Source organism: Variovorax sp. SPNA7 (assembly GCF_033807855.1).
Classification (GTDB): Bacteria; Pseudomonadota; Gammaproteobacteria; order Burkholderiales; family Burkholderiaceae_C; genus Variovorax; species Variovorax beijingensis.
Genome location: NZ_CP138513.1, coordinates 620,554 through 632,598, shown reverse-complemented (window position 1 = coordinate 632,598; position 12,045 = coordinate 620,554). Strand labels below are relative to the sequence as shown.

13 protein-coding genes are annotated in these 12,045 nt (G+C 67.3%); 4 read left to right on the top strand and 9 right to left on the bottom strand.

Annotation, left to right across the window (positions count from 1 at the left end; translation table 11 throughout):
* Window positions 1–37: 37 nt before the first annotated feature.
* From tssB to RZE77_RS02775, 4 genes are all read left to right on the top strand, one after another.
* A complete protein-coding gene (gene tssB, locus RZE77_RS02790; protein WP_012745713.1) occupies window positions 38–556 on the top strand; it encodes a type VI secretion system contractile sheath small subunit in 519 nt (172 codons plus the stop codon).
* A 40-nt stretch (window positions 557–596) separates the two neighbouring features.
* Complete coding sequence (gene tssC, locus RZE77_RS02785; protein ID WP_018904086.1) at window positions 597–2,090, top strand: type VI secretion system contractile sheath large subunit; 1,494 nt, start codon at window positions 597–599, stop codon at window positions 2,088–2,090.
* A gap of 143 nt (window positions 2,091–2,233) precedes the next feature.
* Entirely contained in the window at window positions 2,234–2,716 is a 483-nt protein-coding gene (locus tag RZE77_RS02780) for an Hcp family type VI secretion system effector (protein WP_319440597.1), read from the top strand.
* Between the two features lie 67 nt (window positions 2,717–2,783).
* Window positions 2,784–3,344, top strand: coding sequence for a hypothetical protein (locus tag RZE77_RS02775; protein ID WP_319429181.1), 561 nt, complete (start codon window positions 2,784–2,786; stop codon window positions 3,342–3,344).
* A 53-nt stretch (window positions 3,345–3,397) separates the two neighbouring features.
* Here the strand turns inward: RZE77_RS02775 and RZE77_RS02770 are convergent, their stop codons facing one another.
* The 9 genes from RZE77_RS02770 to RZE77_RS02730 all read right to left on the bottom strand — a co-directional run bounded on the left by RZE77_RS02770 (window position 3,398) and on the right by RZE77_RS02730 (window position 12,039).
* Complete coding sequence (locus tag RZE77_RS02770) at window positions 3,398–4,225, bottom strand: PP2C family protein-serine/threonine phosphatase (RefSeq protein WP_319440596.1); 828 nt, start codon at window positions 4,223–4,225, stop codon at window positions 3,398–3,400.
* 58 nt (window positions 4,226–4,283) lie between these two features.
* Window positions 4,284–5,954: a type VI secretion system-associated FHA domain protein TagH gene (gene tagH, locus RZE77_RS02765; RefSeq protein WP_319440595.1), complete on the bottom strand. Its 1,671-nt coding sequence runs from the start codon at window positions 5,952–5,954 to the stop codon at window positions 4,284–4,286.
* A gap of 113 nt (window positions 5,955–6,067) precedes the next feature.
* On the bottom strand, window positions 6,068–6,235 hold the full coding sequence (locus RZE77_RS02760) for a hypothetical protein (RefSeq protein WP_319440594.1): 168 nt from the start codon (window positions 6,233–6,235) through the stop codon (window positions 6,068–6,070).
* Between the two features lie 5 nt (window positions 6,236–6,240).
* The gene (locus RZE77_RS02755) at window positions 6,241–7,518 is read right to left on the bottom strand and encodes a TIGR02270 family protein (protein WP_319440593.1); all 1,278 of its coding nucleotides are present in this window, start codon (window positions 7,516–7,518) and stop codon (window positions 6,241–6,243) included.
* 19 nt (window positions 7,519–7,537) lie between these two features.
* A complete protein-coding gene (locus RZE77_RS02750; RefSeq protein WP_319440592.1) occupies window positions 7,538–8,566 on the bottom strand; it encodes a hypothetical protein in 1,029 nt (342 codons plus the stop codon).
* Window positions 8,563–9,009 carry a hypothetical protein gene (locus RZE77_RS02745; RefSeq protein WP_319440591.1) on the bottom strand — a complete coding sequence of 149 codons (447 nt, stop codon included), beginning with the start codon at window positions 9,007–9,009 and terminating at the stop codon, window positions 8,563–8,565. The genes RZE77_RS02750 and RZE77_RS02745 overlap by 4 nt, the downstream gene beginning before the upstream one ends.
* A gap of 24 nt (window positions 9,010–9,033) precedes the next feature.
* The gene (locus tag RZE77_RS02740) at window positions 9,034–9,900 is read right to left on the bottom strand and encodes a DUF4150 domain-containing protein (protein WP_319440590.1); all 867 of its coding nucleotides are present in this window, start codon (window positions 9,898–9,900) and stop codon (window positions 9,034–9,036) included.
* A 5-nt stretch (window positions 9,901–9,905) separates the two neighbouring features.
* Entirely contained in the window at window positions 9,906–11,018 is a 1,113-nt protein-coding gene (locus RZE77_RS02735) for a beta-ketoacyl synthase N-terminal-like domain-containing protein (RefSeq protein ID WP_319440589.1), read from the bottom strand.
* Window positions 10,984–12,039, bottom strand: coding sequence for a DUF2169 family type VI secretion system accessory protein (locus RZE77_RS02730; protein WP_319440588.1), 1,056 nt, complete (start codon window positions 12,037–12,039; stop codon window positions 10,984–10,986). The genes RZE77_RS02735 and RZE77_RS02730 overlap by 35 nt, the downstream gene beginning before the upstream one ends.
* Window positions 12,040–12,045 lie beyond the last annotated feature (6 nt).

Genomic DNA, 12,045 nt, shown 5'->3' with positions numbered 1-12,045 from the left:
TCGAACCGCCCCATCTACCCCCGCAAGGAGCATCGCCATGGCCAAGAGCAGTCAGAAATTCATCGCCCGCAACCGGGCGCCACGCGTGCAGATCGAATACGACGTGGAACTCTACGGCGCCGAGAAGAAGATCCAGCTGCCCTTCGTGATGGGCGTGCTGGCCGATCTGTCGGGCAAGCCGGCCGATCCGCTCGCGCCCGTGGCCGACCGCAAGTTCCTCGAGTTCGACGTGGACAACTTCGACTCGCGCATGAAGGCCATGAAGCCGCGCGCCGCCTTCGCGGTGGAGAACTCGCTGACGGGCGAAGGCGAACTCAAGGTCGAGCTCACCTTCGAGAACATGGAAGATTTCTCGCCCGCCGCCGTGGCCAGGAAGGTCGGCGCGCTCGACAAGCTGCTCGAGGCGCGCACCCAGCTGTCGAACCTCGTGACCTACATGGACGGCAAGAACGGCGCCGAGGAACTGCTGGCCAAGGTGCTCGAAGACCCGGCCCTGCTGCAGTCGCTGGCGGCCACCGCCAAGCCCGACGACGAAGCGGCCAAGCCGGCCGCCTGATCCCCAACACCTGAAACACCGGACCCCGAGGAGAACCACCATGGCCGAAGCACTCGAGCAGAGCGCACTCAAGGATGTCGCCTATGCGGGCAGCGATTTTTCGTCGCTCCTGCAAAAGGAATTCAAGCCGCGCAGCGACGAAGCCAAGAGCGCCGTCGAAGCCGCGGTGCTCACGCTCGCGCAGCAGGCGCTGAGCAACAGCACCGTCATCGGCAAGGACGTGACCAAGTCGATCCAGTCGATGATCGCCGCGATCGACGCCAAGCTGACCGACCAGGTCAACAAGATCATCCACCACCCCGACTACCAGAAGCTCGAGAGTGCGTGGCGCGGCCTGCACTACATGGTGAACAACACCGAGACCGACGAGCACCTGAAGATCCGGGTGATGGACATCTCGAAGACGGACCTCGCCAAGAGCCTGAAGAAGTTCAAGGGCGCGGCCTGGGACCAGAGCCCGATGTTCAAGAAGATCTACGAACAGGAATACGGCCAGTTCGGCGGCGAGCCCTTCGGCGCGCTGGTGGGCGACTACCACTTCGACCAGAGCCCGCCCGACATCGAGCTGCTCGGCGAGATGTCCAAGATCGCGGCCTCGGCGCATGCGCCCTTCATCACCGGCGCGAGCCCCAACCTGATGCAGATGGAATCGTGGCAGGAGCTCGCCAACCCGCGCGACCTGACCAAGATCTTTCTCACGCCCGAGTACGCCGGCTGGCGGTCGCTGCGCGATTCCGACGACGCCAAGTACCTGGGCCTGTGCATGCCGCGCTTCCTTGCGCGCACACCCTACGGCGCCAATACCAATCCGGTGGAGGAATTCGACTTCGAGGAAGACACCGCCGGCGCCGACCACAGCAAGTACGCCTGGGCCAACGCAGCCTATGCGATGGCCACCAACATCAACCGCTCCTACAAGCTCTACGGCTGGGGTTCGCGCATCCGCGGCATCGAATCGGGCGGCGCGGTGGAGAACCTGCCGCTGCACACCTTCCCGAGCGACGACGGCGGCGTGGACCAGAAGTGCCCGACCGAGATCGCCATCAGCGACCGGCGCGAGGCGGAACTGTCGAAGGCCGGCCTGCTCTCGCTGATCCACCGCAAGAACTCCGACTTCGCGGCCTTCATCGGTGCGCAGTCGCTGCACAAGCCGGCCGAGTACGACGACCCGGACGCCACGGCCAACGCCAACCTGGCAGCCCGCCTGCCGTACCTCTTTGCCTGCAACCGCTTCGCGCACTACCTGAAGTGCATCGTGCGCGACAAGGTCGGCAGCTTCAAGGAGCGCGACGACATGCAGCGCTGGCTCAACAAATGGATCATGAACTACGTGGACGGCGACCCCGTCAACTCCTCCGAAGAGACCAAGGCCAGGAAGCCCCTGGCCGCGGCCGAGGTGGTGGTGGAAGAGGTCGAGGGCAACCCCGGCTACTACACCTCCAAGTTCTTCCTGCGCCCGCACTACCAGCTCGAAGGCCTCACGGTGTCGCTGCGGCTGGTGTCGAAGCTGCCCTCGGCCAAGGGCGGCAAGTAACGGGCGGCATATGCCGTCGGTGGGCCTTTGAAAACAAGGCCCATTGCTCGTTCTCTCCATAGCTCCCGGGCACCACCGCCGATCAGGCACCGCACGGAAGCCCTTTTTATCTCTGACTCGCACACAACTGAAAGGTAAGCATCATGGCTGCAGACATGTTTTTGAAGCTCGAGGGCGTCGACGGTGAATCCAAGGACGATTCGCACAAGAAGGAAATCGACGTTCTCTCCTGGAGCTGGGGCGCGAGCCAGTCCGGCACCGGCCACGTCGGCGGCGGCTCTGGCGCAGGCAAGGTGAGCGTGCAGGACCTCTCGGTCACCAAGTACGTGGACGCCTCCTCGCACCTGCTGCTGCTCGATTGCTGCAACGGCCAGCACATCAAGAAGGGCACGCTCGTGGTCCGCAAGGCGGGGGCCACGCCGCTCGAGTACATCAAGCTCACGATGGAAGACATCATCGTCAGCAACGTCCACACCGGCGGCAGCGGCGGCGAAGACCGCCTGACCGAGACCATCACGCTCAACTTCTCGAAGTTCAAGTACGAGTACACGCCGCAGAAGGCCGATGGTTCCGGCGACGGCACCAAGGAAACCGGCTGGGACATCGCGGCCAACAAGAAGGTCTGAGGCGCCTTGCGCCGCGGCCGCCCGATGCAAGGCGGCCGCCCCTTGACCTTCCAGCCGGAGACACGCGATGGCCACACTCAACGCCAAGGTCCTTCAGTGGGCCAGCGCACAGCTGGGCAAGCAGATCGGCGCGGGCGAATGCTGGGACCTGGCCAACTCGGCCCTGAGCCAGGCCGGCGCCGGCACCTCGTCGGATTTCGGCCCGATGGGCGACGACGACGACTACATCTGGGGCGACGAAGTCGCGCTCAAGGATGCGCTTCCCGGCGACATCCTGCAGTACCGCGACTACGAGATGACGACGACCACCACCACCGACGTCACCTTTGCCGACGGCTCGGGCTGGACCGACAGCCCCTACGTGACGGTCGGCCATCCGCACCACACCTCGGTCCTCTCCAAGAACCCGGGCACCGGCGCCATCACGGTGCTGGAGCAGAACCACGAGGGCAACAAGGAGCCCGTGCGCGCCAGCACGATCCGCTGGAAGAGCAGCTCCACCTCGACCACCACCAGCAAGCAGATGAAGCGCCAGGACAACGGCAAGCTGGCATCGGCCGTCGTGGTGGTCACGGTGGATGTGACGGTGAGCGGCAAGCTCAAGGCCTACCGGCCGAAGAAGCCCTGAGGGAGCCTGCCGGCGGACCGCCGGCAGCGCTGCGCAGGGCTCGTTGACAGGCCCTAGTCCGCCGGCTTCTCGTTCGCCTCGATGGCCGCCGGCATCGTCTCTTCCTCGGCCGCCGGCAGCAGGCGCGTGGCATCGTCCCCTTCCTCGGGAATCACCCACAGCGTGAGCGCCGTGTAGTTGTCGTGGCCGGGCTTGGCGCGCGCCTTGATCTGGGTGTCGAGCTGCTCGGTCCACTGGCTGGGCGTGCGCGAGGCGTGCAGCGTGTCGACCAGGCACTCGTCGCCCAGCGGCTCCCACACGCCGTCGCTGCACAGGAGCAGCACGTCGCCGGGCATCAGGCGCATGCGGTCGGACACCGTGATGTCGGGTGCCTCCTCGATCGAGCCCAGCGCCGAGAGCAGCATGTTGCGCTGCGGATGCAGGCGCGCACCCTCCTCGTCGAGCATTCCGCCGGCCACCATCTGCTGCACCAGGCTGTGGTCGGTGGTGCGCGCCACGATGGCGCCGCCGCGAAAGAGGTAGGCGCGGCTGTCTCCGCTGTGCACCCAGGCGAGCGCCTGGTTCTCCAGGTCGATGGCCGCGAAGACCACCGTGGAGCGCATGCCGGCAAGCTTGCCGCCTTCGGCCTGCCGCGCCACCACGTCGCGGTTGGCCTGTTCGACCAGCGTGCGCAAGGTGAATTCGTCCAGCCCCGGCGCCGCCGAGAAGCCGCCCAGCACGCTGCTGCGCGTGGTTGCCGCCGCCACATCGCCGCCGCCATGGCCGCCCGCACCGTCGGCCACCAGGCAGGCGACGTAGCGCTCGTCGTGCCAGTGGCCGTGGACGTCTTCGTTGTAGTTGCGGCCGCCCTGCCGGGACAGCGTGACGATTTCGATTTCCAAGCGGGGTGCCTCGCGTTTGCTGGTGCTGTTGTACTTGTGCCTGAGGGGCGGGCGTTCTTCAGGTGTCCGACTTGAGGCGCGCCATCTGCTCTTCGTAGGCTTCGAGGAAGGCCTTGCCGAAGAGGTTGTGGAAGTCGTCTTCCGCCTCGCTCGCGATGCCGCCGTAGAGCGCGACGAACTGGTCCCAGAGCTTGGCCTTGCGGTTGGCGCTGAAGAGCGCGTCGAGCGCCGATTTCGCGCTGATCTTCTTCTCGAGCTCTTCGGGCTCGAAGCGCGCAATGACATGGGCCAGCGCCGCGCGCATGCCCACCATCACGCCGAACTGGTGCGCGCGCAGGTCGTTGAAGGCATCGCGCATCGCGGCCTCCGGCGGCATGAAGCCGCGCACGCCCGGCCCCAGCAGGTGGGCCAGCGCGACCTCGACGGTCGGCGAGAACTTGAGCGGGTTGTTGGCCTGCGAAGCAATCATCGTGACCTCGGCGCGCACCTCGCGCTTGAACTCCTGGCGCGTGAGCAGGAGCTGCAGCGTGCCTTCGGTGGCGCTGCGCAGGATCGAGCCGATGCGCTCCATGAGGCCGGGCGTGAGCATCTCGGGCGCCTGGTGCGTGCTGGCGAGGCCGCGCAGGAAGGCGGCGAGCAGCTCGTCGTCGGAAGCGGTGCGCGGGGCCGCCGCGGCGGGCGCCCGCTGGACGGGTGGCGGCGGCGGTGGCGGCGGTGGTGGCGGTGGTGGCGGCTCGAACGGCCGGCTCGCGACCTCCGGGCCGCTGATGCGTATCGGCTGCCCGGTGATGTCGTCGAAGCGCGGCAGCGCTTCCGCCGGCGCGGCGGCCGGTTCTGGCGTGATCGCCTTCGGCGGCGTGAAGCCGAACTGGTCGATCGGCAGGTGGTCGGAGCGCGGTGTCGGCGTGGGCGGCGCCGCGCTCTGCAATGCGGCCAGCGGATCGGCGGAAGAAGCCGTGTTCGGCTGCAGCAGCGGGTCTGCCAGCGGCGACAGCGCGAGCGGATCGCCGCCGATGCCGCCGCCACCGCCCATGCCGCCGAAGAGCTCGTCGATGCCGGCGGCCTTGCCGTGCGCGGGCGGTGCGCCGAGATCGGAGAAATCGTCGAGCGCACCGAGGCCTGCGGCCGGCGCGGAGGACGGCGTGGGCCCGAGCAGGTTGGCGAAGGGATCGACCTGCGCAGCCTGCGCGTTGCGCGAGCCACTTTCCATCGGGTCGGGGAAGAGCAGCGGATCCGCGCTTGCCGGCGCGGCAGCCCTGGCACCGGACGCACGGGCCGCGGCAGGTGCGGCAGGCGCAGGCGATCCGAGCCCCGCAAGCAGGTCGGCAAAGGGATCGTCGCTGGTGCTGGCCGCGGGGGCTGCTGCAAGCGGCGCCGACGTCACGGTGTTGGGAATGGTCAATGCCCGCGGCGCGGCCGCGCTCATGCGCACGCTGAGTTCGAAGCTGCCGACGATCAGCCGCGCGCCGTCGGTGAGCGGGGCCTCCTTGCCCGAGCCCAGCGACACGCCGTTGCACTGCATCGGATTGCTGCCGCGGTCGATGACGAAGTACTGGCCGTCGCGGCACAGCACCTGCGCGTGCACGCGCGAGACCGTGCGGTCCGGATCGTCGAGCACCAGCGTGTTGGTGTCGGCGCGTCCGATGGTGCCCCCGTTGGGCCCGAAATCGGCAGCGATGGGCTGCCCCGCCGGAGCGCCTTGCCGGGTGATGACAGCGATATGGATCATGAATCTGCCCCCGAGGCTCTATGCCCTTCTACGCCCGAACACAGCCCGCGCATGCACGGGCGAAAAAACTCAGAAGGAGTATTCATTCCGTGGAGCGGGTTGGCAATCTCGCCTTAAGAGGTATGCCATTGCAGCCAGGCGGCGACGGCGGTGAAGATGAGGGCGATGAGGAGCCAAGTGCGGGTGGCGGGGTCGCGCACGGCACCACCGCGCCACAAGCGCCGGACGGCGGCCAGCAGGAAGGCCAACGCAAACAGGGCGAGGATGCAGGGGGTGGCCATGCTGCTCAGGCGTTCGTCGCAGCGAGCCACCGTTGCTGCCGCCATGCCGGCGCACTGGTGGGAAACAACGGCGTGCCAGGCTGCAGCAGCGCCAGGTGCTCGGCCGCGGCGATGCGTTGGCGCTGCAGCCCGTTCCGCAGCACGCGCTCGCAGTTGCCGACGTTGGGAGACTCGCCCATGAAGAAGCGCTGGCCGACGGGAAACCGGTGGCTGTTGGATTGCCACCATGCCGCCACCTTGTCCGGGTCGAGCCATGGCAGGTCGTCGTCTTCAGTCATTGCGAGATCGAAATCGTCCGACGCATCGTCATCACCCAGCAACTCCTGCGGCGCCTCGACCCGCTGGACGCCGCCTAGTCCCGCATCGACCAAGTCGACCCCAGCAAGAAGGCTGAAGGCCTCCCCCGCCAACCGGCCGCAGGCAGGCTCGTCCAGCAAGCGAATCAGCTGGGGCACATCGTACGGATCGCCCAGGACGCCCATCGCCTGAATGACGATCCGCACCATGGAAGGGTCGTCCATCAACGACTGCAGCACCCTCCGGCCTTGCTGCGTGTCCAGCGCCTTGAACAGCAGCGCGGTCGCCTGCCGCTGGCAAGGACCAGCGGCAAGCGCGATCTCCGTCAGCGCCTTCAGCGACAGATGACGCTCCCCCAGCAGCAGCGCTGATCGCGCCGCATGCAACCGATCCCAGCCCTGCGCACTCTGCAGTGCCTGCAGGCATGGCTCCCGCAAGTCCGTGCGCCCCAGCAGCCCGGCGACGCGGACCGCCCGCACGTGAGCAGGGCCGGCCGCTTCCGCCAGGATGGTGTCGAGCCATGAACCGGGATCGGCCCGATGCATGCTGCATGCCGCAAGCGCAACTTCGCGCCGAAAGGGATCGCTTGAACCGAAGAACTCGATGGCCATGCCGCGCAGCTTTCTCGGCGACACCCAACCGAATGCGGAGATCACGCCCGACATCGCCGGCCGATGGTCCGGGCAACGCGCCAGGAGTTCGTCCAGCCTGGCCGCATCGCCACGCTCCAGCGCATCAGTTGCCGCAACGAACCACGGCCCGGCGTCGGGCGCCTCCAGCGCGGCTTCGATGAAGTGATCGCCGAAGCCCGCGGCCACCGCGATGCCGTCCAGGTGCGCCGCGATCCGGTCATCGAACCGGCGCAGCAAGTGCAGTCCGATGTGCGCAGCCGCGACCATGCGGCTGCGCGTGCCGCGCAGGATTGCCGCCTCCTCCACATGGAGCTGGACCACCTCTATCACGGGTTCGGCGCAGGTCAGCCACATGACGGGGCCTCGCATCGCGTCACTCGCCATCGTCCGCGTGGACGACATGCCAATAACCCGGCGCCATGACGCTCACGCGCAGGATGCGATTCTCGACGTTGCTGTAGACAACTACGAGCGAATACGCCGCCAGATGCCACGCCACGATGCCGCTGCGGTCGCTGTCGATGCGCTCGTCCGGCGCCTCGCCCACCTTCGCCACGAGATCCGATTGCGCATCGGAAAAGGAAAGGTTGCACGGCAGTTCGCCGGCCCATGCGCGTGCGTCCATGTCCCGGCTCGCGTGGAAGGTGGCAACAGCCAGAGCCGGCGAGCGGGGATAGCGCGGATCGCCCATCGTCAACTCGCGACTCGGCGCAAAGGCCAGTTCGAGCCCGTGCGTGGACAAGAGATCCGCCATGTGCTCGCTGCGCACGCCTGCCATCGCTTCGACATAGCCCAGCGGCGCCAGGATGGTCCTCAGGCGCTCGTCCGACCACCGCAGTCCGAAGAGCCCGATGAACAGGCTCGGCGGAAACGCCTGTGCCAGCGACACTTCGTCGCGCAGCGGCAGCCACGGGTCGTGGGGGATGTGGCAGTAGATCGATTCGAGCAGGTTCGTGTCCGCCCGATACGCCGCGGTGACGTCGAAGTCCGGCAGCTTCCATGCATCCCGGATGTAGGTCTTGCAGGGCCCCGCGATCTGCGCCAGCTTGCGCTGCACTGCAAGCCGGTCGTCCCTGAAGTCCAGGCCGAACGGCAGCGGCCAAGGAAAGGGCCGCGTCCTGGGCGTATCGCCGTAGAAGTAAAGCTGCGTCAGGATCAGCCGGGTGTGCCCGCGACGCTCCGGGTCCCACGCGCGAACGAAGGCTTCGTCCTGGAATCCGTACTCCAGGCCGATCTCGTTGACTGTCACCCAATCGACGAAGGCGCCGTCGTCGTTCGCGTCCACTTCCGGCTGCATGCCGCGCGCGAGTTGGTCGAGCGAGGCCTGCACGGCTGCGTCGTCCACATCCCGGCCCAGCAACCGCAGCAGGTCGTCTCCGGTGACTGCGCTCGCAGGTGTCACTTGCGGTCCTTCCTCGGAAATCCGCGAAGCACATGGGCTATGCCGTCGAGCGGCTTCGTATAGCGCACGGTCAGCTGGCGGCCATCCGCGATCCAGTGGTCGAGACGAAAATCCTTCATGATCTCCGTGGGTTTGCCCAGCTTGGCCCGCGCCTGCGCGGGCGAATCCGAGAACGTCAACCCGCCCGGCAAGGCGCCCGCGAAAGTGGTGAAGCCCTCCTCCACATCCGAGTAGAACTGCACGCCGGAGAACACCAGCCTGCTGCTCTTGGGGTCCTCGGGAACGAAGGACAGCAGCAGCCCCTGGCTGGCGAGTTTCAGCCGCACGTAGCCCTCGCTCCCGAGCTTGAGTTTTTTGGTGACCCCCAGCGCAGCCAGCATCGTGGTCACCTCGGGCGTGTCCTCGGCCTTGCCGAGACAGAGTTCGAATTGGGAAGCGTCCATGGAATGTCCTCGTCGAAAAATAGGTCAGCAGCCCGCGATGATCTTCTTTATCCAGTTCGTGTACTGCCGGTTGGTGATCTTGCGCACCTTGCGCGCCGCCTTTTTGTAGGCCTCCTTGCAGGCCGGGTCGTAGTTCTCGATCTCCTTCTCCAGTGTCTTGGTGTCGCGTTCGGCGGCGCCCTTCAGGTCATCGGCATCGGCCTCGGCCTCGGCCATCGTCTGGCCATAGGTTTCGCTGCATTCCTGGTGCGCCCGCTTGGGAATGACGATCGCCAGCGCGCCCGCATCGATCTTCTTGGCCACGCAGTCCGGAAGATCGGGCGTGTTCACTTTCATCAGCTTGGCGGCCTTGGCCTTGAGCGCCGCCTTCGAGGGCACGTGGTCGCGGTCGGACTTGCCCTTGCCCGAGACCTTCTTCTGCTCGCCGTACTGGTTGAGCTCGCCGCACTTCATCTTCACGTCGTCGAGATCGACGACCACCACCAGCGGAACGGTGCCTGCGGCATCGACAGTGTTCTCGTCGTTCTGGAACTTCTTGTCGGTGAAACGGCAGGCGTTCTTGCCGTCGATCTTCACGTCGAACGAATACGTGATCCAGGTGGACGCCTTCTTGAAAGTGCTGGACTTCACGCCGCCGACGGTGCCGGGCTCGTCACCGATGCTCGTCGCGAACTTCGACCCCTTGATGGCGGCCATGTTGCCGCCGTCGACCTTCACCGTCGTCGAGCCACCGGTGAGCGAGCTCGAATCCGACACGTTGGGGTAGGGCATCGGCACGGGGCCGCCGGGCGTAGGCGTCTTGCAGACGTCGGGCATGGTCGCGGGGGACGCCCAGGAGCCGCCCTTGTGAACCAGGCCGTTCATGGTGCCGTTGACCTTGACGGTGGCCATGGCGACTAGTACCCCTCGGCCGCCGGCAGCGCCGACGTACGGATCACCACCGCGCCCCGCTCGCCGGTGACGGAACTGGCCCACACCAGCGCATTCGGACCGTTGGCATAGCCCTTCAGTCCCGCGATGCAGGCGAGCATGACCAGCAGGACAGCCGAGGCCGCGCCGACATCGCCCCAGCAGTCGGCCGGCGCGACGAAATCCGAGGCGGCGACGAAGCGTTCCCGCGTGCGCAGTGCGGCAAAGGCGAACTCGTCGGCACGGTACGGTTCGCCGTTCAGGTCGCAGTACACGTCGGTCAGCCGCTCATCTTGCGGCAGGCCTCCCATCGCACCCCGCATGGCAGCCGTCAGTCCTTCGCCGATGCAGACCGAGTCCGTGCGGATCAGGTTGGCCTCGCGCCCGAGTCCCTGGCCCTCGATGCGGCCGAGCGGCTGCAGGCCCATCCGCTGCGCCGTCTCGGCCGACACCAGCAGCATGGCGCCCGCGCCTTCGCCGGGCACGAATCCCTGCGGGTTGTTTTGCTCCCCCGCGCTGTGGAGCTGGTCCGTGTCTTCGATCCACTCCAGCGCATCCGGGTCGAGGTAGGAGTCAGCGCCGGCGACGATGCATACCGCTGCGGGCGTCGCCCGCAGGTACTCCGATGCGGAGCGCAATGCCATCATGCCGCCCGCATGGCCCAGCGGCGCGACGCCGATCCGATCGACGCCGTTCGGGAACTCGCGCACCAAGTGTTCGCGCACGGTGTCGCAGAGATCGTCGGGCAGTCCCGGCCGGGCCGACGGCAGGTTGACCAGCAGCGAGAACGCCGGGATCTCCTCCGCTCCGGCCGCGGCCCGCAGCGGCAGCAACGAATCGCGGATCGCCGCGACCAGGCTTTCGCCGATACGGCTGGCAACGCCCTGCGCTGTCGGGAGCCACGGAAACGCAGCCACGCACATCGGCTTGCCGGCTGCATCGACCATGAAGCCATGCGGCCCGAACCCGGAGACGCCCGCTCGCACGGCTGCCGCCGCGGCCCAGGCACTACGGCCCACGGCCGTCACGGCGCCGAGCCCGGCAATCACAGGCCCCTCGCCGTGCTCAGACCAGGTCGAGGAGGTTGTCCACGGGTTCATCGTCTTCCTCGTCCTGGGTGGTCTTTCGCAAGGTCACGCGGGTGTCCTGCAGTTGGTAGACCTTGGCGTGGCATTCGAGCGCGCTGTGCCAGACCATCGACACGCGCGGAAAGTCGGGCTCCAGCAGCACGGTGTGCAGGCGAGGCGGCTCGTGTTCGCGCCGCTCTCCGTCGGAAAAGCGGGTCTGCATGTCGAATTGCAGCGCAGGCAGCCGAAACTGCATCTGGCTGGCCGGCGTCAGATTCAGCAGCATGACCTGTTCGCCGCCAACCAGGAATTCGCGCGCCTGCTGGTCGACCGGTGCGCACTGAAAGAAGCGCGCGTCGAAGTCTTCGGGAAGCAGAGGTTGCCGCGTTGCCATCCAGTGGTCGTCGTAGGTGCCGGCGTACGACGCGCGGGGTTGCCAGTGGCTGCAGATCGGGCCGAAACCCGCCGGGTCGGGCCGGTCGTCCCACGACCGGATCAGGCGGTCGGGCCACTCGATGTTCGGCAGCGGCAGGCCATGAAGATTCGACGCCCTGACCGCAAAGCCGCAGCCCACTGGATTGCGCCAGTCCCAGGCCGCGCCGGGATCGGGTGCGTGGATGTCGACGCCGCCCCACGCGCGCTCGTAGACCAGCGGCATGCTGACGAAGGGCTCCGGCTTCGTGGGCCCCAGGGCGCCCCACTCGCGCGGCCCCAGGACGCGCAGCACCTTCTGCATCGACCCCACGCGAAAACCGACGTCCAGCGTCGTCACCGGCTGCCCCCCGGGCGCAAACGCATGGCCGACCACCAGCACGTCCGTCGTGGTCTTGGTCAACACCATGTCCGATTCGTGGCGGAGGCTGCTCTTGCCGGGCTCGCCGACGTATTGCGCGGCACGCAACAGCGGCGACTGTTCCCGGGCGATCTCCAACGCCCCGTCGGGCATCACGTCGAAGCTGGCCTTGACGGCCACCAGCCAGACTTCGGCACCGTCCCGATCGCGGACCCAGCCCTGCCCGACGGCGAACGGCGTGCGGTTGTCGATCTGCCACATGGTGTT